General features: G+C 62.2%; 19 protein-coding genes. 16 read left to right on the forward strand and 3 right to left on the reverse strand.

What is annotated here, in order from left to right:
- The first annotated feature begins 130 nt into the window (after positions 1–130).
- The 7 genes from N005_RS10645 to N005_RS10675 all read left to right on the forward strand — a co-directional run bounded on the left by N005_RS10645 (position 131) and on the right by N005_RS10675 (position 7132).
- On the forward strand, positions 131–1045 hold the full coding sequence (locus N005_RS10645; protein WP_047701168.1) for a glutamate/aspartate ABC transporter substrate-binding protein: 915 nt from the start codon (positions 131–133) through the stop codon (positions 1043–1045).
- 192 nt (positions 1046–1237) lie between these two features.
- Positions 1238–1984: an amino acid ABC transporter permease gene (locus N005_RS10650; RefSeq protein ID WP_047701169.1), complete on the forward strand. Its 747-nt coding sequence runs from the start codon at positions 1238–1240 to the stop codon at positions 1982–1984.
- Positions 1984–2655: an amino acid ABC transporter permease gene (locus N005_RS10655; protein WP_024779492.1), complete on the forward strand. Its 672-nt coding sequence runs from the start codon at positions 1984–1986 to the stop codon at positions 2653–2655. The genes N005_RS10650 and N005_RS10655 overlap by 1 nt, the downstream gene beginning before the upstream one ends.
- Positions 2652–3386, forward strand: a complete 735-nt coding sequence (locus N005_RS10660) for an amino acid ABC transporter ATP-binding protein (protein WP_024779491.1) — start codon at positions 2652–2654, stop codon at positions 3384–3386. Before N005_RS10655 ends, N005_RS10660 begins: the two co-directional genes overlap by 4 nt.
- 163 nt (positions 3387–3549) lie before the next feature.
- Positions 3550–5451 (forward strand): two-component sensor histidine kinase AauS, encoded by a 1902-nt coding sequence (gene aauS, locus N005_RS10665; protein WP_047701170.1) that lies wholly within the window; start codon positions 3550–3552, stop codon positions 5449–5451.
- Positions 5448–6776 (forward strand): two-component response regulator AauR, encoded by a 1329-nt coding sequence (aauR, locus tag N005_RS10670; RefSeq protein ID WP_047701171.1) that lies wholly within the window; start codon positions 5448–5450, stop codon positions 6774–6776. Before aauS ends, aauR begins: the two co-directional genes overlap by 4 nt.
- A 26-nt stretch (positions 6777–6802) precedes the next feature.
- Entirely contained in the window at positions 6803–7132 is a 330-nt protein-coding gene (locus N005_RS10675) for a GlpM family protein (RefSeq protein WP_162843635.1), read from the forward strand.
- A gap of 92 nt (positions 7133–7224) precedes the next feature.
- Here the strand turns inward: N005_RS10675 and N005_RS10680 are convergent, their stop codons facing one another.
- Positions 7225–7839, reverse strand: a complete 615-nt coding sequence (locus tag N005_RS10680; RefSeq protein ID WP_047701173.1) for an NAD(P)-dependent oxidoreductase — start codon at positions 7837–7839, stop codon at positions 7225–7227.
- Between the two features lie 174 nt (positions 7840–8013).
- Positions 8014–8892: an MBL fold metallo-hydrolase gene (locus N005_RS10685; protein WP_047701174.1), complete on the reverse strand. Its 879-nt coding sequence runs from the start codon at positions 8890–8892 to the stop codon at positions 8014–8016.
- A 112-nt stretch (positions 8893–9004) separates the two neighbouring features.
- Here N005_RS10685 and N005_RS10690 point away from each other — a divergent pair, with 112 nt between their 5' ends.
- From N005_RS10690 to N005_RS10725, 8 genes are all read left to right on the forward strand, one after another.
- Positions 9005–9910, forward strand: a complete 906-nt coding sequence (locus tag N005_RS10690; RefSeq protein ID WP_081993252.1) for a LysR family transcriptional regulator — start codon at positions 9005–9007, stop codon at positions 9908–9910.
- A 215-nt stretch (positions 9911–10125) separates the two neighbouring features.
- The gene (locus tag N005_RS10695; RefSeq protein ID WP_047701176.1) at positions 10126–11631 is read left to right on the forward strand and encodes a sigma-54-dependent transcriptional regulator; all 1506 of its coding nucleotides are present in this window, start codon (positions 10126–10128) and stop codon (positions 11629–11631) included.
- Between the two features lie 413 nt (positions 11632–12044).
- Complete coding sequence (gene gcvH / locus N005_RS10700) at positions 12045–12428, forward strand: glycine cleavage system protein GcvH (protein ID WP_024779483.1); 384 nt, start codon at positions 12045–12047, stop codon at positions 12426–12428.
- A 10-nt stretch (positions 12429–12438) separates the two neighbouring features.
- Positions 12439–15288, forward strand: coding sequence for an aminomethyl-transferring glycine dehydrogenase (gene gcvP, locus N005_RS10705; protein WP_047701177.1), 2850 nt, complete (start codon positions 12439–12441; stop codon positions 15286–15288).
- A gap of 106 nt (positions 15289–15394) precedes the next feature.
- A complete protein-coding gene (locus N005_RS10710) occupies positions 15395–16771 on the forward strand; it encodes an L-serine ammonia-lyase (protein ID WP_047701178.1) in 1377 nt (458 codons plus the stop codon).
- A gap of 33 nt (positions 16772–16804) precedes the next feature.
- Positions 16805–17929 carry a glycine cleavage system aminomethyltransferase GcvT gene (gcvT, locus tag N005_RS10715; RefSeq protein WP_047701179.1) on the forward strand — a complete coding sequence of 375 codons (1125 nt, stop codon included), beginning with the start codon at positions 16805–16807 and terminating at the stop codon, positions 17927–17929.
- 395 nt (positions 17930–18324) lie between these two features.
- The gene (locus N005_RS10720) at positions 18325–18537 is read left to right on the forward strand and encodes a cold-shock protein (RefSeq protein WP_040070294.1); all 213 of its coding nucleotides are present in this window, start codon (positions 18325–18327) and stop codon (positions 18535–18537) included.
- 93 nt (positions 18538–18630) lie between these two features.
- Positions 18631–19119, forward strand: coding sequence for an RDD family protein (locus N005_RS10725; protein ID WP_047701180.1), 489 nt, complete (start codon positions 18631–18633; stop codon positions 19117–19119).
- 186 nt (positions 19120–19305) lie between these two features.
- Here the strand turns inward: N005_RS10725 and nadA are convergent, their stop codons facing one another.
- Complete coding sequence (nadA, locus tag N005_RS10730; RefSeq protein WP_024779477.1) at positions 19306–20364, reverse strand: quinolinate synthase NadA; 1059 nt, start codon at positions 20362–20364, stop codon at positions 19306–19308.
- Between the two features lie 333 nt (positions 20365–20697).
- On the opposite strand from nadA, the gene N005_RS10735 reads away from it, so the two are divergent.
- On the forward strand, positions 20698–22521 hold the full coding sequence (locus N005_RS10735; RefSeq protein ID WP_047701181.1) for a copper resistance system multicopper oxidase: 1824 nt from the start codon (positions 20698–20700) through the stop codon (positions 22519–22521).
- Positions 22522–22547 lie beyond the last annotated feature (26 nt).

Below are 22547 nucleotides of genomic sequence, written 5' to 3' on the forward strand. Positions count from 1 at the left end.
CTGGCACGGGTCATGCTCTACACTCGTGGAGACGAATGCCTGGGCGCCAACACAACAGGAGCAACCGGACATTCGAAGTACTCAGGGCCGAACCGGCTGAAATAAAAAAAACAATGTCGAGGAAACATCGATGCGTATCGTTCCCCATCTCCTGGGCGCAGCCGTTGCTGTCGCTCTGATCAGCACCCCAGCTTTCGCCGCCGAACTGACCGGCACGCTGAAAAAGATCAAAGAGTCCGGCGTCGTCACGCTCGGCCATCGCGACGCTTCCATTCCGTTCTCCTACATCGCGGACGCTTCCGGCAAACCGGTCGGCTACTCCCACGACATTCAACTGAAAGTCGTCGAAGCCCTGAAAAAAGACCTGGACATGCCCAACCTGCAGGTCAAGTACAACCTGGTCACCTCGCAAACCCGTATCCCGCTGGTACAGAACGGCACCGTGGACCTGGAATGCGGTTCGACCACCAACAACGTCGAGCGCCAGCAACAGGTTGACTTCTCCGTCGGCATCTTCGAGATCGGCACCCGCCTGCTCTCCAAGAAAGATTCCAAGTACAAGGATTTCGACGACCTGAAAGGCAAGAACGTCGTGACCACCGCCGGCACCACTTCCGAGCGCCTGCTCAAGGCCATGAACGCTGACAAGCAGATGGGCATGAACGTCATCTCCGCCAAGGACCACGGCGAATCCTTCCAGATGCTGGAATCGGGTCGTGCCGTCGCGTTCATGATGGATGACGCCCTGCTGGCCGGCGAAGCGGCCAAGGCCAAGAAAGCCGATGACTGGGCCGTTACCGGTACGCCACAGTCCTATGAAATCTACGGCTGCATGATGCGCAAAGGCGACGAGCCGTTCAAAAAGGCGGTGGACGACGCCATCAAGGCCACCTACGCGTCGGGCGAGATCAACAAGATCTACGACAAGTGGTTCACCCAGCCGATCCCACCGAAAAACCTGAACCTGAACTTCCCGATGAGCGACGAGCTCAAGGCACTGATCGCCAATCCGACCGACAAAGCGGCTGACGACAAGAAGTCCTGATTTTTCTGACTAACCTTATCTCCTGAAGGGGCCCGGCCCTTTCAGGGGATGGTCACTCCCAGCTGACAATAAGGAAACACTCGAACCGGTGGCTGTCGAGCCGGACGCGTGTGCCTGGCCTTCAAGGCCGGGCGGGAACGGAGCTTCCCCAGACGGGCATCTGTACATCGAACGATCTGAGGGGAGACCCTAATGAATTACAACTGGGACTGGGGCGTGTTCTTCAAGTCCACCGGCGTGGGCAGCGAGACTTATCTCGACTGGTACATCGCCGGCCTGGGCTGGACCATCGCCATCGCCGTCGTGGCCTGGATCATCGCCCTGCTGCTGGGCTCGATCCTGGGCGTGATGCGCACCGTGCCGAACCGGCTGGTGTCGGGTATCGCCACCTGCTACGTGGAGCTTTTCCGTAACGTGCCGTTGCTGGTGCAGCTGTTCATCTGGTACTTCCTGGTGCCCGACCTGCTGCCGGAAAACCTGCAGGAGTGGTACAAGCAGGACCTGAACCCGACGACTTCGGCCTACCTGAGCGTCGTCGTGTGCCTGGGCCTGTTCACCGCCGCCCGGGTCTGCGAGCAAGTGCGCACCGGTATCCAGGCGCTGCCACGCGGCCAGGAATCCGCGGCCCGGGCCATGGGCTTCAAGCTGCCGCAGATCTACTGGAACGTGCTGCTGCCACAGGCCTACCGGATCATCATTCCGCCGCTCACCTCGGAATTCCTCAACGTCTTCAAGAACTCCTCCGTGGCCTCGCTGATCGGCCTGATGGAACTGCTCGCGCAGACCAAGCAGACCGCCGAGTTCTCCGCCAACCTGTTCGAAGCCTTCACCCTGGCGACGCTGATCTACTTCACCCTGAACATGAGCCTGATGTTGCTCATGCGCATGGTCGAGAAGAAAGTCGCAGTGCCCGGCCTCATCTCCGTGGGGGGTAAATAATGGAATTCGATTTCAGTGGTGTCGTCCCGGCCATTCCCGGCCTGTGGAACGGCATGGTAATGACCCTCAAGCTGATGGTCCTCGGCGTGATCGGCGGCATCGTCCTGGGCACGATCCTGGCGTTGATGCGCTTGTCCCACAACAAGTTGCTGTCCAACATCGCTGGCGCCTACGTCAACTACTTCCGCTCGATCCCGCTGCTGTTGGTGATCACCTGGTTCTACCTGGCGGTGCCGTTCGTGCTGCGCTGGATCACCGGCGAAGACACGCCAATCGGGGCGTTTGGCTCTTGCGTCGTGGCGTTCATGATGTTCGAAGCCGCGTACTTCTGCGAAATCGTGCGGGCCGGCGTGCAGTCAATCCCCAAGGGCCAGATGGGCGCCGCCCAGGCGCTGGGGATGAATTATGGCCAGACCATGCGCCTGATCATCCTGCCCCAGGCGTTTCGCAAGATGACCCCGCTGCTGCTGCAACAGAGCATCATCCTGTTTCAGGACACCTCGCTGGTCTACACCGTCGGCCTGGTGGACTTCCTCAATGCTTCGCGGGCCAATGGCGACATCATCGGCCGCTCCAATGAGTTCCTGATCGTCGCAGGTCTCGTGTACTTCACAATCAGCTTTGCCGCCTCGCTGCTGGTCAAGCGTCTGCAAAAAAGGTTCGCCGTATGATCTCTATCAAGAACATCAACAAGTGGTATGGGGACTTCCAGGTACTGACCAATTGCAGCACCGAGGTCAGCAAGGGTGAGGTGGTGGTGGTATGCGGGCCGTCGGGGTCGGGCAAGTCCACCCTGATCAAGTGCGTGAACGCCCTGGAGCCGTTCCAGAAAGGCGACATCGTCGTCGACGGCACGTCCATCGCCGACCCGAAGACCAACCTGCCGAAACTGCGTTCGCGGGTGGGCATGGTGTTTCAGCACTTCGAACTGTTCCCGCACCTGACCATCACCGAAAACCTGACCATCGCGCAGATCAAGGTGCTGGGCCGCAGCAAGGAAGAAGCCACCAAGAAAGGCTTGCAGTTGCTCGATCGGGTCGGCCTCTCCGCCCACGCCCACAAGCATCCGGGCCAGCTCTCCGGCGGCCAGCAACAGCGCGTGGCGATTGCTCGTGCGCTGGCGATGGACCCGGTGGTGATGCTGTTCGACGAACCGACTTCGGCCCTTGACCCGGAAATGGTCAACGAAGTGCTCGACGTGATGGTGCAACTGGCCCACGAAGGCATGACCATGATGTGCGTGACCCACGAAATGGGCTTCGCCCGTAAAGTGGCGAACCGGGTGATTTTCATGGACCAGGGCCAGATCATCGAAGACTGCCCGAAGGAGGAGTTCTTCGGCGACATCAGCGCCCGCTCCGAACGTGCGCAGCACTTCCTTGAGAAGATCCTGCAGCACTGACAGCTCAACCCATTCCCCTGTGGGAGCGAGCCTGCTCGCGAAAACGGACTGACATTCAACATCGACGTTGATTGTACCGGCCTCATCGCGAGCAGGCTCGCTCCCACAAGGGGCCGGGTGTTGGTTTGTAGATTTGTGTTGTGGTTGACCCAAGGCTTCTGTGATGAAATGCGACCCCACCCTCTATCGCGCGACGCCGCCATCACTTGCCGTGAAACCTCGCCTGATCCGCCATCTGTTCCTGCCGCCGTTGATCATCGCGCTGACGATCGGCCTGGGTTACCTCGGTTTCTGGATCAGCGAGCACTATGGCATCCGCGGTCTCGCCGAAAATGGCGAGCGCCAGTTGGAGTTGCATGCCCGCGCCGTCGAGAGCGAGATCAGCAAGTACACCTACCTGCCCAGCCTGCTGGAGCTTGAATCCAGCGTCTCGCAACTGCTCGACGACCCGACACCGGAACATCGCAAGACCGTCAACGAATACCTCGAAGGCCTGAACCGCCGCAGCCTCAGCCGGGCCATCTACGTGATGGACACCACCGGGCGGGTCATGGCCACCAGCAACTGGCGCGACGTCGACAGTTACCTGGGCGAAGACCTGTCCTTCCGCGCCTACTTCCAGAACGCCGTACGCGGCCAGCCGGGACGCTTCTACGGCATCGGCAGCACCAATGGCGAGCCGGGCTATTACCTGGCTCATGGTCTCGAACAACAGGGCAAGATCATCGGCGTGGCCGTGGTCAAGGTACGGCTCGAAGCCATGGAGGAGCGCTGGCAACGGGCGCGCCTGGAGGCTTTCGTCAGCGACGAGAACGGCATCATCATTCTCTCCAGCGATCCGGCACGACGGCTCAAGTCCGTGCGTCCGCTGAGTGACGACACCAAGGAACGCCTGGCCCGCAGCCTGCAGTATTACTGGTTCCCGCTGAACGAACTGATCCCCCTGGCCCGGGAGCGGCTGACCGAAGGCATGGAGAAACTGACCTTCCCGGCCAACACCGAAGTGGCCGCCGAGAAGCAGGCCATCAGTTACCTTTCGCAGACCCGGCCCTTGAACGACACCCCGTGGAATTTCACCCTGCTGACCCCCCTCGAAGACTTGCGACGCCAGTCGATCAACCAAGGCATCCTGGTGGCCGTGGCCTTCGCCCTGGTGGCATTCCTGTTGATCGCCTGGAACGAACGGCGCAAGGTCATCGCCACCCGCCTCGCCGCTCGTGAAGCCTTGCAGGAAGCCAACAGCCAGCTCGAGCGTCGGATTACCGAACGCACCACCGACCTGCGGGCCAGCAACGATCGGCTCAAGAGCCAGATCCGTGAACGCAGGCAGGCTGAAGAAACGTTGCGCCGGGCCCAGGACGAACTGGTGCAGGCCGGCAAACTGGCGGCCATCGGGCAAATGTCCACCAGCATCGCCCACGAACTCAACCAGCCGCTGGCTGCGCTGCGCACCTTATCCGGCAACACCGTACGCTTCCTGGAGCGCGGCCAGCTGGATACCGCCAGCGCCAACCTGAAGACCATCAACGAACTGATCGACCGCATGGGCCGGATCACCGCCAGCCTGCGCTCCTTCGCCCGGCGCGGGGATGACAAGGGCCGGGCCAGCCTCGGCAAGGCCGTCGAGGCCGCCCTGCAACTACTGGCCGGTCGCCTTGAAAGCCAGGGTGTTCAAGTGCATGCCGGCTTCGATGACATCCAGGTGCAGATCGACCAGACGCGCCTGGAGCAGATCCTGGTGAACCTGATCGGCAACGCCCTGGACGCCATGCAGGAACGACCCGAGCCACGGCTGTGGCTCGAAGGCCAGGCCCAGGATGGGAAATATCGCCTGCGGGTACGGGACAATGGCCACGGCATCGACCCGGAAACGCGCAAGCATCTGTTCGAACCCTTCTTCACCACCAAACCCGGCGAACAAGGCCTGGGGCTGGGGTTGACGCTCTCGGCGAGCCTGGCCGCCGCCGCTGGCGGGCACCTGGATGTCGAGCACCCGGATGGCGGTGGCAGCACCTTTGTCCTCGGTTTACCGTTGGTAAGCCCTTTATCTGCCGAGCCGCTATGAACAACGACCTGAGCGTACTGATCGTCGAAGACGATCCCCATGTCCTGCTGGGCTGCCAGCAGGCCCTGGCCCTGGAAGACATTCCCTGCGACGGCGTGGGCAGCGCTGAAGAAGCCCTGGCGCGAGTCGGCGAGGACTTTGCCGGCATCGTCATCAGTGACATCCGCCTGCCGGGCATCGACGGCCTGGAACTGCTGACCCGCCTCAAGGACCGGGACCGCAACCTGCCGGTGGTGCTGATCACCGGTCACGGCGACATCTCCATGGCGGTGGACGCCATGCAGAAAGGCGCCTACGACTTCATGGAGAAACCCTTCTCCCCCGAACGCCTGGTGGACGTCGCCCGCCGCGCCCTGGAAAAGCGCAGCCTGGCCCGAGAAGTGACTTCGTTGCGCCGGCAACTGGCCGAACGCGACTCCCTGGAAGGGCGGATCATCGGTCGCTCGCCGGCCATGCAGCACTTGCGGGAATTGATCGCCAATGTCGCCGATACCTCGGCCAACGTGCTGATCGAAGGCGAAACCGGCACCGGCAAGGAACTGGTCGCCCGCTGCCTGCATGATTTCAGCCGACGCAATGGCAAACAATTCGTCGCGCTGAACTGCGGCGGCTTGCCGGAGAACCTGTTCGAAAGCGAGATCTTCGGCCATGAAGCCAATGCCTTCACCGGTGCTGGCAAGCGTCGGATCGGCAAGATCGAGCACGCCGACGGCGGCACGCTGTTTCTCGATGAAGTGGAAAGCATGCCCCTGCCCTTACAGATCAAGCTGTTGCGCGTCCTACAGGAGCGCACCCTCGAACGGCTGGGCTCGAACCAGAGTGTGGCCGTGGATTGCCGGGTGATCGCCGCGACCAAGTCCGACCTGGATGAACTGGGTCGGGCCGGACAGTTTCGCAGCGACCTGTATTACCGCCTCAACGTGGTGACCCTGGAACTGCCGCCACTGCGCGAACGGCGGGAAGACATCCTGCAACTGTTCGAACATTTTCTTCAGCAATCGTCCCTGCGCTTCGACCGTACGGCACCGGAGCTGGACAACCAGACCTTGTCCAATTTGATGAGCCACGACTGGCCGGGCAACGTGCGGGAGCTGCGCAACGTCGCCGAACGCTTCGCCCTCGGCCTGCCGGCCTTCAAGAAATCCGGGAACAGCGGCGCCAGCCAAGGCCTGGCCTTCGCCGAAGCGGTAGAAGCCTTCGAACGCAACCTGCTGGTCGACGCCCTGCAACGCAGCGGCGGCAACCTGACCCAGGCCAGTCAGGAACTGGGGATGGCCAAGACCACGCTGTTCGACAAAGTCAAAAAATATGGCCTGAGCCACTGACCGGGGACGATGAAACTGTGGACCTGATCTTCAAGGCAGCGCTCGGCGCGGCGGTGGTGGTGATCCTGGCGATGCTGGCCAAGACCCGCAACTATTACATCGCCGGGCTGGTGCCGTTGTTCCCCACCTTTGCCCTGATTGCCCATTACATCGTCGGCAAGGGCCGCTCGGTAGAGGACCTGAAGACCACCATCGTGTTTGGCATATGGTCGATTATTCCCTACTTCGTCTATCTGGCGACGCTGTACATCATGGTCGACCGCATGCGCCTCGAGGCTTCACTGGCCGTGGCGGCGGTGGCGTGGCTGATGGCCGCGACGGTGCTGGTCAGTGTCTGGGTAAGGGTGCACGGCTGAATGTTGGCCGCTCCCACAGGGGCCTGTGTGGCCGCAATCTCTGCGATCACCCATAACAGGGTGGGAGCGAGCCTGCTCGCGATGGCGTCGGATCAGTAGCCGACAGTGAACCGAGTACGCGAGAACTGCGGCGCTTCCACCTCATCGATCATCGCAATGGCGTAGTCGGCAAAGCTGATCCAGCTGCGCCCGGTGGCATCGAACAACAGGTGGTCCTTGCCCACCCGGAATTGCCCGGTGCGCCCGGTTTCGACGAACTCCGCCGAGGGCGAGAGGAAGGTCCAGTCCAGGTCCTGCTCCTTGCGCAGCACGTCGAGGAACAGCGCACCGGCGGTGGCTTCGGCGAGGTATTCCTCAGGAAAACCCTCGCTGTCGATCACCCGGCTGTTGTCCGGCAGCAGCAACGAGCCGGCGCCGCCCACCACGAGCAAGCGCTTGACCCCGGCAGCCTTGAGCGGAGCGACGATCTTGTCGGCCGGCACAGTGGCAAAGTGGGCGGCGCTGATCACCACGTCGTGACCGTCGACCGCAGCGATCAACGCCTCGCTGTCCAGCACGTCCAATTGCTTGCAGGTCACCCCAGCCCTTTCGCCGATTTTCGCGGTGTTACGGGCGATGGCCGTCACGCTGTGACCGCGACGCAGGGCCTCTTCCAACAGTTGGCTGCCAGCACGACCGGTAGCGCCGATGATTGCGATTTTGCTCATGGTGTTCTCCTGTGATTAACGATGTTTGACAGAATACTGTTGTGAATACCAAGCCCGTGGGAGCAAAGCTTGCTCGCGATACAGACGCCGCGATTTCAGAAAAACCGCATCAAATTCATCGCGGGCAAGCCTTGCTCCCACAGGCCTTGCTCCTGCATGACAAGAACAAGACCCTCACCACTTCATCTCCCCCTTCGCCACCTTGGCACTGAGCGCCAGGGAGCTGTCATCGCCCAGGTTCGGATAACGTTGTTTCATGGCGGCGATCAGCGCAGCGGAATCCTTGGCCCGGGCGGTCTCTTCGTCGAACGCCTTGATGTAGCCGGCAGTGAAGGTGACCGCGGCCAGGGAGCGACTGCTCTCGCCCAGGTAATGGCCTGGAATCACGGTGCGCGGTTGCAGCTTCTCAATGCCGGCCAGCGTCGCCAGCCAGTCCTTATGGGACTGTGGCGCCTGGGTATCGGCCATCCAGACATGAATGTTCTCGGCCACCACCACCCCGCCGACTACGGCCTTGATCGATGGAATCCACAGGAAACTGCGATCCGGTTGTGGACCGTCGAGTCCGACGACCTGCAAGCGCTGGCCTTCCAGCATCAGGCTGTCGCCCTTGAGTACCTGGGGCACGACCGCCTTGGCCGGTGCGTCGGCCTTGAGGATCGGTCCCCAGTATTGAAGCTTGCCGTCGACGGTCTGCTTGATGTGCTCGACGGTCGGCGCAGACGCCAGCACCTTGGCTTCCGGGAACGCGGCGGTCAGGGTTTCCAGGCCGAAATAATAGTCCGGGTCGCCATGGCTGATATAAATCGCGGTCAGTTGCTTGCCGCTGGCGCGGATTTTCTGCACCACCTGTTCAGCCTGGGATTTGCCGAATTGGGCATCCACCAGAATCGCCTCCTTTGCGCCGCTGACCAGTACCGAGGTCACCGGGAACACCGCTGCCTCGCCAGGATTGTAGACGTCGAGGGTAAGGTCGGCGGCCCAGGCGTGGGCAGCGAAGACCAGGCCGGCAGTCGCCAGCAACAGGCGCTTGAGTGAGGTGCTTGCGGTCATGCTGTGCTCCGTTGTCGATTGGCCCGAAGGCAATGAAACGGAGCTTAGTCATCTGGTTCGTTCCAAAAAATGCGATGCTACGACATAGTTTGTTTCTGAAAACGGGCAAATCATGGATCGTCTACAAGCAATGCGGGTGTTTGTCACCGTGGTGGACCTGGGCAGCCAGTCGGCGGCGGCCGATTATCTGGAGCTGTCGCGGCCGGTAGTGTCGCGGTATCTGGCGGAACTGGAGGACTGGGTCGGTGCCCGGCTGATGCACCGCACCACCCGCAAGCTGAGCCTGACGGCCGCCGGCATCGAAACACTGCCACGCTGCCGGCAGATGCTGGAGCTGTCCAGCGACATGCAGGCAGCCGTCAGTGCACCGGACGACGCCCCACGGGGCATGTTGCGCATCAGTTCCAGCACCTCGTTCGGCCAGGCCCAGTTGGCAACGGCCATCACCGAGTATGTCACCCGCTATCCAGGGGTGAGCGTCGACCTGCAAATGCTCGATCGCATCGTGAACCTGGTGGATGAGCGTATCGACCTGGCGATCCGCATGAGCTACGACCTGGACCCCAGCCTGATCGCCCGACGCCTCACCGTCTGCCGCTCGGTGATCTGTGCCTCGCCTGGCTATCTGCGTGAACACCCGGCGCCGCAACGGGTCGAGGACCTGAGCCGGCACAATTGCCTGACCCATTCCTACGTGGGCAAGAGCCTCTGGCATTTCGAGCAGGACGGCGAGCAGGTTTCGGTGCCGGTGCAGGGCAATATCAGCGGCAACGACGCCAGCACCTTGCTACGGGCGACCATGGCCGGTGCCGGCGTGGCGATGCTGCCCAGCTACCAGGCCGGCGCCCATATCAAGAGCGGCGAACTGACCCGCCTGCTGGCCCACGCCGAACCCCGGCAGATGAACATGTACGCGGTGTATGCATCTCGCCGGCACATGCCGTCGGCACTGCGCAGCCTGGTGGATTTCCTGGTGGTGAGGTTTCCCGAGACGCCGGAGTGGGATGTGGGGCTGTAGAAGTACTTCTTCACCCCTGCCCCCCTGTGGGAGCGAGCCTGCTCGCGATGGCGGAGTATCAGTCAACATTTGCGCAACTGACACATCGCCATCGCGAGCAGGCTCGCTCCCACAAGGGGGCAATACAACTCTCAAGTCGTGCACCTGGATTCCACCAACAGCCCGCCCCAAGGCATACTTGCCACCCTCCGCATTCCAGAATCCGAAACCGCCCCATGCGTATCCACGTCAGTTTCATCGACCGCGTCGGCATCACCCAGGAAGTCCTGGCGCTGCTGGGTGGGCGCAATCTCAATCTGGATGCGGTGGAGATGGTGCCGCCCAACGTCTACATCGACGCCCCGACCCTCAGCCCACAGGTGCTGGACGAGCTGCGTGAGGCGCTGTTCAGCGTGCGCGGGGTGCAGGCGGTCACCGTGGTGGACATCCTGCCGGGCCAGCGTCGGCACCTGCAGCTCGATGCCCTGCTGGCGGCCATGACCGACCCGGTTCTCGCCCTCGACAGCGCCGGCAACGTGTTGCTGGCCAACCCTGCGCTGATCGCCCTGTACGGCCGCGAACCGGCCGGCGAAAGCGTGGCCGGGCTATTCGGGGACGAGGCACTGTTGGGTACCTTGCTGGAGAACGGCTTTCGCTTGCCGCTGCGGGAAATCACCCTCAATGGCCAGACCTGGCTGCTGGACGCCACGCCTATCACCGATGCCGGAGCGTTGCTCACGCTGTATCAACCGAACCGCATCGGCGAACGTCTGTCGGCGCTGCACCATGACCATGCCGAAGGTTTTGATGCACTGCTTGGCGACTCACCGGCGATCCGTACCCTCAAGGCCCGGGCGCAACGAGTTGCGGCGCTGGATGCACCGCTGTTGATCCAGGGCGAAACCGGCACCGGCAAGGAATTAGTGGCCCGGGCCTGTCATGCCATCAGCGCGCGGCATGGCGCACCGTTCCTGGCCTTGAACTGCGCCGCGCTGCCGGAGAACCTGGCCGAAAGCGAACTGTTCGGCTATGCCCCCGGCGCCTTTACCGGTGCACAACGGGGCGGTAAGCCGGGGCTGATGGAACTGGCGAACCAGGGCACGGTGTTCCTGGATGAAATCGGCGAAATGTCGCCGTACCTGCAAGCCAAGCTGCTGCGCTTCCTCAACGACGGCAGCTTCCGCCGGGTCGGCGGCGACCGGGAAATCAAGGTCAACGTGCGGATCCTCAGCGCGACCCATCGCAACCTGGAGAAAATGGTCAACGAAGGTTCGTTCCGCGAAGACCTGTTCTATCGCCTGAACGTGCTCAACGTCGAGGTTCCGCCGCTGCGTGAACGCGGCCAGGACATCCTCCTGCTGGCCCGGCATTTCATGCAGCAGGCCTGCGCCCAGATCCAGCGCCCGGTCTGTCGCCTGGCTCCCGGCACCTATCCGGCGCTGCTGGGCAACCGCTGGCCCGGCAACGTGCGCCAACTGCAAAACGTGATCTTCCGCGCCGCGGCCATCTGCGAGAGCAGCCTGGTGGACATCGGGGACCTGGACATCGCCGGTACCTCCGTCGCGCGACAAGGCGATGTGGACGTCGAAAGCCTGGAACAGGCCGTGGAAACCTTCGAGAAACACCTGCTCGAAAGTCTCTACGTCAACTACCCGTCTACTCGTCAACTCGCCAGCCGCCTGCAAACCTCCCACACAGCGATTGCCCATCGGCTGCGCAAGTATGGGATCCCCAATAAATAAGACCCTGTGGGAGCGAGCCTGCTCGCGATGACGGCGTGTCAGGTACAGAAATATTGGCTGATACTCCGCCATCGCGAGCAGGCTCGCTCCCACAAAGGCCTGCCTCGACCAACAATCGGCTCAAAAGCGACCTCTATCTGTACTGAAAGCGCTACAGTGGAACGATATCGCTACAGTCGGCGGTAAACTGCGCCGGATAAGGCTTTGATCCCGCAATCATTTTTTCCGAGCGCGCAGCTGTAGCGATTTCGCTACAGGCGCGGTTGACAGAGTCGTGTCGAATCCCCTCAAACCATTGATCCGTAAGCACTTATCGACATTGGCCGCATTCTTGCTATGGGTATTACATATGGCCGGGCCATGCCCCGCGCCTTTTTCCGCGTCCACCAGACGATCTGGCCCCAGGAGTTCCCATGAGCGAGTTGCGTTTCACTGAAGATCACGAATGGCTGCGCGCCGAAGCCGATGGCAGCGTCACAGTCGGCATCACCGCCTTTGCGCAGAACGCTTTGGGCGATGTGGTCTATGTTCAGTTACCGGAACTGCAAACCTACGCCAAGGGTGACGAAGCCTCTACCGTGGAATCGGTGAAGGCCGCCAGCGGTGTCTACATGCCACTGGACGGTGAAGTGCTGGAAGTCAACCCGGCCCTGGAAAGCAATCCTGAACTGGTCAACGAAGATCCGCTGGGCGAAGGCTGGTTTTTCCGCTTCAAGCCAGCCAATGCCGCTGAAGTTGGCCAACTGCTGGATCAGGACGCCTATGACCGTCTGATCAAAGCCAACGCCGAAGCCTGAGGAGCGCCACATGACCGTTAATCTGGGCACCGCCAACGAATTCATCGCCCGTCATATCGGCCCACGGGCCAGCGACGAGCAAGCCATGCTCGAACGCCTGGGCTACGACTCCCTGGAAGCCCTGAGCGCCAGCGTCATCCCGGAAAGCATCAAGGGGACCAGCGTGCTGGACATGGGCGACGGCCAGAGCGAAGCCGATGCCCTGGCCTCGATCAAGGCCATCGCCACCAAGAACCAGCTGTTCAAGACCTACATCGGCCAGGGCTACTACAACTGCCACACGCCGGCACCGATCCTGCGCAACCTGCTGGAAAACCCGGCCTGGTACACCGCCTACACCCCCTACCAGCCGGAAATCTCCCAGGGCCGTCTCGAAGCGCTGCTGAACTTCCAGACCCTGATCAGCGACCTTACCGGCCTGCCGATTGCCAACGCTTCCCTGCTGGACGAAGCGACCGCCGCCGCCGAAGCCATGACCTTCTGCAAGCGCCTGAGCAAGAACAAGGGCAGCAATGCCTTTTTCGCATCCGTCCATTGCCACCCACAGACCCTCGACGTGCTGCGCACCCGTGCCGAACCCCTGGGCATCGACGTGGTGGTCGGCGACGAACGCGAGCTGACCGATGCCAGCCCGTTCTTCGGCGCGCTGCTGCAATACCCGGCCAGCAATGGCGACCTGTTCGACTACCGCGAACTGACCGAACGCTTCCACGGGGCCAACGCCCTGGTGGCGGTCGCGGCTGATCTGCTGGCGCTGACCTTGCTGACTCCGCCAGGTGAGTTCGGTGCCGATGTCGCCATCGGCAGTGCCCAACGCTTCGGCGTTCCGCTGGGTTTCGGCGGCCCCCACGCCGCCTATTTCTCCACTAAGGATGCCTTCAAGCGCGACATGCCAGGTCGTCTGGTCGGGGTGTCGGTGGACCGTTTCGGCAAGCCGGCCCTGCGCCTGGCGATGCAGACCCGCGAGCAACACATCCGCCGCGAGAAAGCCACGAGCAACATCTGCACCGCCCAGGTGCTGCTGGCGAACATCGCCAGCATGTACGCGGTGTACCACGGTCCCAAGGGCCTGGTGCAGATCGCCAACCGCATCCATCACCTGACCGCGATCCTCGCCAAGGGCTTGGGCGCGCTGGGCATGAGCGTCGAGCAGGACAGCTTCTTCGACACCCTGACCCTGCACACCGGCGCGCAAACCGCCGCGCTGCACGACCAGGCCCGCGCCCAACGCATCAACCTGCGCGTCGTAGACGCTGAACGCCTGGGCCTGTCCCTGGACGAAACCACCTGCCAGGCCGACATCGAAACCCTGTGGGTGCTGCTGGCCAACGGCAAGGCCCTGCCGGACTTCGCCGCCCTGGCCGCCAGCGTGCAAAGCCGTATCCCTGCCGCACTGGTGCGCCAGTCGCCGGTGCTCAGCCACCCGGTATTCAACCGCTACCATTCCGAAACCGAGCTGATGCGCTACCTGCGCAAGCTCGCCGACAAGGACCTGGCCCTGGATCGCACCATGATCCCACTGGGTTCCTGCACCATGAAACTCAACGCCGCCAGCGAAATGATCCCGGTGACCTGGGCCGAATTCGGTGCCCTGCACCCATTCGCCCCAGCCGAGCAGAGCGCCGGTTATCAGCAGTTGACCGATGAACTGGAAGCCATGCTGTGCGCCGCCACCGGTTATGACGCGGTGTCGCTGCAACCCAACGCCGGTTCCCAGGGTGAGTACGCCGGCCTGCTGGCGATCCGGGCGTATCACCAGAGCCGTGGCGAAGAGCGTCGCGACATCTGCCTGATCCCTTCGTCGGCCCACGGCACCAACCCGGCCACCGCCAACATGGCCGGTATGCGCGTGGTGGTCACCGCCTGTGATGCCCGTGGCAACGTCGACATCGAAGACCTTCGGGCCAAGGCCATCGAGCACCGCGAACACCTCGCTGCGCTGATGATCACCTACCCGTCCACCCACGGTGTGTTCGAGGAAGGCATCCGCGAAATCTGCGGCATCATCCATGACAACGGTGGCCAGGTGTACATCGACGGCGCCAACATGAACGCCATGGTCGGCCTCTGTGCGCCGGGCAAATTCGGCGGCGACGTGTCGCACCTGAACCTGCACAAGACGTTCTGCATCCCCCACGGCGGTGGCGGCCCGGGCGTCGGCCCGATTGGCGTCAAGTCGCACCTGGCGCCTTTCCTGCCGGGCCACGCCAACATGGAACGCAAGGAAGGCGCGGTGTGTGCGGCGCCGTTCGGCAGCGCGAGCATCCTGCCGATCACCTGGATGTACATCCGCATGATGGGTGGCGCGGGCCTCAAGCGTGCCTCGCAACTGGCGATCCTCAATGCCAACTACATCGCCCGGCGCCTGGAAGAGCATTACCCGGTGCTCTACACCGGCAGCAACGGCCTGGTGGCCCATGAGTGCATCCTCGACCTGCGCCCGCTCAAGGACAGCAGCGGCATCAGCGTCGATGACGTGGCCAAGCGCCTGATCGACTTCGGCTTCCACGCCCCGACCATGTCGTTCCCGGTGGCCGGCACGCTGATGATCGAGCCGACCGAAAGCGAATCCAGAGAAGAACTGGACCGCTTCTGCGACGCCATGATCTGCATCCGCGAAGAAATCCGCGCAGTGGAAAACGGCAGCCTGGACAAGGACGACAACCCGCTGAAAAACGCCCCGCACACCGCGGCGGAAATCGTCGGCGAGTGGACCCACCCCTACAGCCGCGAACAGGCGGTGTACCCGGTCGCGTCGTTGATCGAAGGCAAGTACTGGCCGCCGGTAGGCCGGGTCGACAACGTGTTCGGCGACCGCAACCTGGTCTGCGCCTGCCCGTCGATCGAAAGCTACGCTTAAAGAAGCAGCGGCAAGTGACGAGCCGCAAGCTGCAAGTTAGACCCACTTTGCTTTTAACTTGCAGCTTGTAGCTTGAAGCTCCTAGCTGCTCCCCAAGGAGCCTCCTATGTCGTTAAGCGTGTTCGACCTGTTCAAGATCGGTATCGGCCCTTCCAGCTCCCATACCGTCGGCCCGATGCGTGCCGCTGCCCGTTTCGTCGAAGGGCTGCGTCGTGATGACCTGCTCGAGAGCATTACCAGCGTCAAGGTCGAGCTGTACGGCTCCCTCGGTGCCACCGGCAAGGGCCATGGCAGCGACAAGGCTGTGTTGCTGGGCCTGGAAGGCGAGCACCCGGATACCGTGGACACCGAAACGGTGACTGCCCGCCTGCAGGAGATCCGCAGCAGCGGTCGCTTGAACCTGCTGGGCCAGCACCCCATCGAATTCAACGAAAAACTGCATTTGGCGATGATTCGCAAGCCGCTGCCATTCCACCCCAATGGCATGATCTTCCGCGCTTTCGACGGCGCGGGCCTGCAAGTGCGCAGCCGCGAGTACTACTCGGTGGGGGGCGGTTTCGTCGTCGATGAAGACGCCGCCGGCGCCGACCGTATCGTCGAAGACGCCACGCCCCTGACCTTCCCGTTCAAAAGCGCCAAGGACCTGCTGGGCCATTGCAGCACCTATGGCCTGTCCATCAGCCAGGTGATGCTGACCAACGAAAGCGCCTGGCGCCCCGAAGCCGAAACCCGCGCCGGCCTGCTGAAGATCTGGCAGGTGATGCAGGATTGCGTGGCGGCCGGGTGCCGCAACGAAGGCATCCTGCCGGGCGGGCTGAAGGTCAAGCGACGGGCTGCGGCGCTGCACCGCCAGCTGTGCAAGAACCCCGAAGCGTCGCTGCGCGACCCGTTGTCGGTGCTGGACTGGGTCAACCTGTATGCCCTGGCCGTCAACGAGGAAAACGCCTTTGGCGGGCGCGTCGTCACCGCCCCTACCAACGGCGCGGCGGGGATCATCCCGGCCGTGCTGCATTACTACATGCGCTTCATCCCCGGGGCCAACGAGGACGGTGTGGTGCGGTTTCTGCTGACCGCCGCCGCCATTGGCATCCTGTACAAGGAAAATGCCTCCATTTCCGGTGCCGAGGTCGGTTGCCAGGGTGAAGTCGGCGTCGCCTGCTCCATGGCCGCCGGTGCCTTGTGCGAAGTCCTGGGCGGCACGGTGCAGCAAGTGGAAAACGCCGCCGAAATCGGCATGGAACACAACCTTGGCCTGACCTGCGACCCGATCGGCGGCCTGGTGCAGGTGCCCTGCATCGAACGCAACGCCATGGGCTCGGTGAAAGCCATCAACGCGGTGCGCATGGCCATGCGCGGCGACGGGCATCACTTCGTATCCCTCGACAAAGTCATCCGCACCATGCGCCAGACCGGCGCCGACATGAAAAGCAAATACAAGGAGACCGCCCGCGGCGGTCTGGCGGTCAACATCATCGAATGCTGATGCGCGCCTCTCTTCATTTTTCCAGGAGCTGATATGTCCACCGAACAACTGCTGAAGACCCCGCTGCATGCCTTGCATCTAGAACTCGGCGCCCGCATGGTGCCGTTCGCCGGCTACGACATGCCGGTGCAGTACCCATTGGGGGTCATGAAAGAACATCAGCACAGCCGCGACCAGGCCGGGCTGTTCGACGTGTCTCACATGGGCCAGATCCGCCTGACCGGCCCGGGCGCCGCCCAAGCCCTGGAAACCCTGGTGCCGGTGGATATCATCGACCTGCCGGTGGGCATGCAGCGCTACGCCATGTTCACCAACGCCAATGGCGGCATTCTCGACGACCTGATGGTCGCCAACCTGGGCAACGACGAGCTGTTCCTGGTGGTCAACGCGGCGTGCAAGGACCAGGACCTGGCCCATCTGCGCACTCACATCGGCAGCCAGTGCGACATCGAGCCGCTGTTCGAGGCCCGCGCCCTGCTTGCCTTGCAAGGCCCGGCTGCCGTCACCGTGCTGGCTCGCCTGGCACCGGACGTGGCGAAAATGACCTTCATGCAATTCCAGCGCGTCACGCTGCTGGGCGTGGACTGCTTTGTCAGCCGTTCGGGCTACACCGGTGAAGACGGTTTCGAAATCTCCGTGCCCGCTGCCGATGCGGAAAAACTCGCCCGCGCCCTGCTGGCGGAACCGGAAGTCGCCGCCATCGGCCTCGGTGCCCGTGACTCCCTGCGCCTGGAAGCCGGCCTGTGCCTCTACGGCCACGACATGAATACCGAGACGACGCCGGTCGAAGCCAGCCTGCTGTGGGCCATCTCCAAGGTCCGTCGTGCCGACGGTGCCCGCGCAGGTGGCTTTCCCGGCGCTGAAACCGTGTTCGCCCAGCAACAGAACGGCGTGAACCGTAAACGTGTCGGCTTGCTGCCCCAGGAACGCACCCCGGTGCGCGAAGGCGCGGAAATCGTCAACGAGGCCGGCGAGATCATCGGTACGGTGTGCAGCGGCGGCTTCGGTCCGACCCTGGGCGGTCCTTTGGCGATGGGTTATCTGGACGCTGCCTATACCGCCCTGGAAACGCCAGTCTGGGCCATCGTTCGTGGGAAAAAGGTACCTCTGCTAGTAAGCAAAATGCCATTCGTTGCACAACGCTACTATCGCGGCTGATTGACTGTTTCTATAAGTAACGCGTTTGCGTTATACGTGCACTAATGTGTAACGCAACCGCCATAAAAAGGTGCATTTATTTCCTATTCAACGGTGTTTATATCGCTGGCAAACAATTGAACTCGCCTATCGATTAAGCCCAGGCCAGCGAAGCGTATAAATGGCGGCAAGCTGAGGAAAACCGGGCCCTTCAGAGGGGGTTGTTTTTTCATTCGTAGTTGGCGTAGAGTTTGGTCACTGTGTTTGCATGGGTCGCTTGGAATCGTGACCTGGGCAGTAGCCTATGAAGTTCGCTACATCCCGTTCGACGTCTCTTACTTTCCTGCAACCCAGCCCCAGTACTCTTTCCAGTGAAAGAGGCTGTCATCAATTTAAGCGTCAAAGGAAATAAGAAAATGGCTGAGCGTCAGAGCGGTACCGTCAAGTGGTTCAACGACGAAAAGGGTTTTGGTTTTATCACTCCTGAAAGCGGTCCGGATCTGTTCGTACATTTCCGTGCCATCCAGGGCAGCGGCTTCAAGAGCCTGAAGGAAGGCCAGAAGGTCACCTTCGTTGCCGTGCAAGGCCAGAAAGGCATGCAGGCTGACGAGGTTGTCGCCGAAGCCTAAGCTTTCGCGACCCCAGAAGCCCCTGATTGATATCAGGGGCTTTTTTATGGGCGTAAGTCCGTAGAATGGGCTTCTTTTTGGTCCGAGGCCGTCATGCCGAAACACCTGCTCAACCCCCAGGGCGACTTTCCCCCCGTCGGCCTGGGTCGTCGCCTGGCGGCGATGTTCTATGACTTCCTGCTGTGCACGGCGTTGCTGATCGTCACCAGCGGCGTCTACAAGATGATCCAGATGGGGATCATCGGCGAAGAGAAAATGCGCGCCCTCACCGAAGCCGGCGCGCTGGATGGCGACCCGCTGCTGTCCACCGTGCTGCTGTTCGTACTGTTCGGTTTCTTCGCCAAGTTCTGGACCCACAACGGCCAGACCCTGGGCATGCAGGTATGGGGCATCCGCGTACAGAACGCCGATGGCACGGCCATCAGCCTGTGGCAGGCGCTGTTGCGGTTCGTGGTGTCGATTGCCTCATGGCTGCCGGTGGGGCTGGGCTTTCTCTGGTCGTTGTTCGACAAGCGCAAGCGCAGCTGGCATGACATCTACTCGGACACGCAACTGGTGCGGATTCCCAAGAAGACTCGATGACAAGCACTGCTTCGGCAAGTGGAATTCATTGTGGCGAGGGGATTTATCCCCGCTGGGCTGCAAAGCAGCCCCAAAATCAGGCAACTCGGCGAGTCAGGCAAATTGAGGCGGCTGTGATGGGGGCCGCTTCGCAGCCCAGCGGGGATAAATCCCCTCGCCACAGCAAAAGCCTCAAGCCATCGATGGTCAGGCATTACCCGCCAGCTTCATCCGCGCCGCCTGGGTGAAGTCCAGCATGCGCTTGAGCGGGCGAATGGCCTGGGGGATCAGCGCCGGGTCGACGAAGATCTCATTGGTGCCTTCCTGCAAGCTCTTGAGGGTACGCTCCAAGGTATTCATCGCCATCCACGGGCAGTGGGCGCAACTGCGGCAGGCCGCGCCGTTGCCGGCGGTCGGGGCTTCGATGAAGACCTTGTCCGGGCACAGCTGCTGCATCTTGTAGAAGATGCCGCGGTCAGTGGCAACGATCAGCGTCTTGTTCGGCAGGCTCTGGGCCGCGGCGATCAGTTGGCTGGTGGAGCCCACGGCGTCCGCCAGTTCGATCACCGAGGTCGGCGACTCCGGGTGCACCAGGATCGCGGCGTCCGGGTACAGGGCCTTCATGTCCTCCAATTGCTTGGACTTGAATTCCTCGTGGACGATGCAGGCGCCGTCCCAGAGCAGCATGTCGGCACCGGTCTTGCGCTGGATATACGTGCCCAGGTGCTTGTCCGGGCCCCAGATGATCGTCTCGCCGTTGTCCATCAGGCTCTCGACGATTTCCAGCGCACAGCTGGACGTCACCACCCAGTCGGCCCGGGCCTTGACCGCCGCCGATGTGTTGGCATACACCACCACGGTACGCTCCGGATGCTGATCGCAGAACGCCGAGAACTCGTCCACCGGGCAACCGAGGTCCAGGGAGCAGGTGGCTTCCAGGGTCGGCATCAGTACGCGTTTTTCAGGATTGAGAATCTTGGCGGTCTCGCCCATGAACCGGACCCCGGCCACCACCACGGTCTTGGCCGGATGGGCGTTGCCGAAGCGGGCCATTTCCAGGGAGTCGGACACGCAGCCGCCGGTTTCCTCGGCCAGGGCCTGGATGATCGGGTCGCAGTAGAAGTGCGCGACCAGCACCGCGTCCTGAGCCTTGAGCTCGGCGGCGATGGCGGCGCGGTACCAGGCCTCTTGCTCGGCACTCAGCGGCTTGGGCTGCTTGGCGTCGAGGTGAGCCTGGACCAGAAGGCGTTCGGAAATTTGCGTCATGTTCGCAAGACCTGCAGGCGCATTTGCGCGAAAGTCGAGTATACACCCGGCTCCGGACCACTCGGGTACCGCCGGGAAAGTGAGTGTCAATCAGGCACGGGACAACGTGAAGCCGGCAAGGCTACAGAATATCCCGTCGATGCAAAAGATCATTCTGATCGGTGCCTGGCCCCACGTTCCAGCGCCATTCAAACACCGCGTAGCCGGGAGTGGATACCCAGACCAACCTGACTGAAATGTAATCACCCGCCCCGCTCGCCTGTGTCATCTTTTGCTTCACACCTGTACGGGCTGCCCCGTGCACGTCGCGAATCGACGGACGGACTTTTATCGATGCAAACAAAAACTTCCCGGCGCACCTTCGTAAAAGGCCTGACCGCTGGCGGCATCCTGGGTGGCCTGGGCCTGTGGCGCGCCCCCGCCTGGGCGGTGAGCGGCCCAGGCCAGCCGACTGTATTGAGCGGCACCGATTTCGACCTGTTCATTGGCGAAAGCCCGGTCAATTTCACCGGCCACCCCCGTATCGCCCAGACCATCAACGGCGGCATTCCCGGCCCGCTGCTGCGCTGGCGCGAAGGCGACACCGTGACCCTGCGGGTACGCAATCGCTTGAAGGACACCACATCCATCCACTGGCATGGCATCCTCCTGCCGGCCAACATGGACGGCGTGCCAGGGTTGAGCTTCAAGGGCATCGAACCCGACGGCCAGTACGTCTACCAATTCAAGGTCCGCCAGAACGGCACCTACTGGTACCACAGCCATTCCGGGTTCCAGGAGCAATCCGGGGTGTATGGCCCGCTGGTCATCGATGCCCGGGAACCCGAGCCCTTCCAGTACGAACGGGACTACGTGGTGATGCTCACCGACTGGACCGACGAAGACCCCGCCGACGTCATCGGCAAGCTCAAGAAGCAGTCGGACTACTACAACTACAACAAACGCACCGTCGGCGACTTCATCGACGATGTCGCCAGCAAGGGCTGGGGCGCCGCCGTGGCCGATCGCAAGATGTGGGCCGAGATGAAAATGAATCCCACCGACCTGGCGGACGTCAGCGGTGCGACCTACACCTACCTGATGAACGGCCAGGCGCCGGACATGAACTGGACCGGGCTGTTCAAGCCCGGCGAGCGGATTCGCCTGCGCTTCATCAACGGTTCGTCCATGACCTACTTCGACGTGCGCATCCCCGGCCTGAAAATGACGGTGGTCGCCTCCGACGGCCAGTACGTCAATCCGGTGTCCGTCGACGAGTTCCGGATCGCCGTGGCCGAGACCTACGACGTCATCATCGAGCCGACCGAGCAGGCCTACACCCTGTTTGCCCAGTCGATGGACCGCACCGGGTATGCCCGCGGCACCCTGGCGACCCGGGCCGGACTCTCGGCCCCGGTTCCAGCGCTGGATCCGCGACCGCTGGTGACCATGGACGACATGGGCATGAGCGGCATGGATCACGGTGGCATGGGGGATATGGGTGGCATGGATCATGGATCGATGCAGGGCATGGATCACGGTGCCATGCAGGGCACGGACGGCATGCAAGGCATGGATCAAGGCGAGATGTCGACCATGGATCAAGGTGACATGCCGACGATGGACCACGGCGCCATGCCAGGCATGGGCAACATGCCGTCCCATCCGGCATCGGAGCAAGGCAACCCACTGGTGGACATGCAAGCCATGAGCGTCAAGCCCAAGCTCGACGACCCGGGCATGGGCCTGCGCAACAACGGTCGCAAGGTGCTGACCTATGCGGACCTGCGCAGTACTTTCCCTGACCCGGACGGCCGCGAACCGGGTCGCACCATCGAATTGCACCTGACCGGGCACATGGAAAAATTCGTCTGGTCATTCAACGGCGTGAAGTTCTCCGACGCCGAGCCGTTGCTGTTCAAGTACGGCGAACGGCTGCGCATCGTGCTGATCAACGACACCATGATGACTCACCCCATCCATCTGCACGGCATGTGGAGCGACCTGGAGGACGAAAACGGTCAGTTCATGGTGCGCAAGCACACCCTCGACGTGCCGCCCGGTTCCAGGCGCAGCTACCGGGTCACCGCCGATGCCCTGGGCCGCTGGGCGTATCACTGTCACCTGCTCTTCCACATGGAAATGGGCATGTTCCGTGAAGTCCGGGTACAGGAATGAGGAGCCGAACCATGACCCGCCACATT

This window comes from Pseudomonas mediterranea CFBP 5447, assembly GCF_000774145.1.
GTDB lineage: Bacteria > Pseudomonadota > Gammaproteobacteria > Pseudomonadales > Pseudomonadaceae > Aquipseudomonas > Aquipseudomonas mediterranea.

Excerpts from the sequence above, each read along its gene's own strand:
- N005_RS10645 (WP_047701168.1), top strand. The coding sequence starts at position 131 with ATGCGTATCGTTCCCCATCTCCTGGGCGCAGCCGTTGCTGTCGCTCTG.
- N005_RS10650 (WP_047701169.1), top strand. The coding sequence starts at position 1,238 with ATGAATTACAACTGGGACTGGGGCGTGTTCTTCAAGTCCACCGGCGTG.
- N005_RS10655 (WP_024779492.1), top strand. The coding sequence starts at position 1,984 with ATGGAATTCGATTTCAGTGGTGTCGTCCCGGCCATTCCCGGCCTGTGG.
- N005_RS10660 (WP_024779491.1), top strand. The coding sequence starts at position 2,652 with ATGATCTCTATCAAGAACATCAACAAGTGGTATGGGGACTTCCAGGTA.
- aauS (WP_047701170.1), top strand. The coding sequence starts at position 3,550 with ATGAAATGCGACCCCACCCTCTATCGCGCGACGCCGCCATCACTTGCC.
- aauR (WP_047701171.1), top strand. The coding sequence starts at position 5,448 with ATGAACAACGACCTGAGCGTACTGATCGTCGAAGACGATCCCCATGTC.
- N005_RS10680 (WP_047701173.1), bottom strand. The coding sequence starts at position 7,839 with ATGAGCAAAATCGCAATCATCGGCGCTACCGGTCGTGCTGGCAGCCAA.
- N005_RS10685 (WP_047701174.1), bottom strand. The coding sequence starts at position 8,892 with ATGACCGCAAGCACCTCACTCAAGCGCCTGTTGCTGGCGACTGCCGGC.
- N005_RS10690 (WP_081993252.1), top strand. The coding sequence starts at position 9,005 with ATGGATCGTCTACAAGCAATGCGGGTGTTTGTCACCGTGGTGGACCTG.
- N005_RS10695 (WP_047701176.1), top strand. The coding sequence starts at position 10,126 with ATGCGTATCCACGTCAGTTTCATCGACCGCGTCGGCATCACCCAGGAA.
- gcvH (WP_024779483.1), top strand. The coding sequence starts at position 12,045 with ATGAGCGAGTTGCGTTTCACTGAAGATCACGAATGGCTGCGCGCCGAA.
- gcvP (WP_047701177.1), top strand. The coding sequence starts at position 12,439 with ATGACCGTTAATCTGGGCACCGCCAACGAATTCATCGCCCGTCATATC.
- N005_RS10710 (WP_047701178.1), top strand. The coding sequence starts at position 15,395 with ATGTCGTTAAGCGTGTTCGACCTGTTCAAGATCGGTATCGGCCCTTCC.
- gcvT (WP_047701179.1), top strand. The coding sequence starts at position 16,805 with ATGTCCACCGAACAACTGCTGAAGACCCCGCTGCATGCCTTGCATCTA.
- N005_RS10720 (WP_040070294.1), top strand. The coding sequence starts at position 18,325 with ATGGCTGAGCGTCAGAGCGGTACCGTCAAGTGGTTCAACGACGAAAAG.
- N005_RS10725 (WP_047701180.1), top strand. The coding sequence starts at position 18,631 with ATGCCGAAACACCTGCTCAACCCCCAGGGCGACTTTCCCCCCGTCGGC.
- nadA (WP_024779477.1), bottom strand. The coding sequence starts at position 20,364 with ATGACGCAAATTTCCGAACGCCTTCTGGTCCAGGCTCACCTCGACGCC.
- N005_RS10735 (WP_047701181.1), top strand. The coding sequence starts at position 20,698 with ATGCAAACAAAAACTTCCCGGCGCACCTTCGTAAAAGGCCTGACCGCT.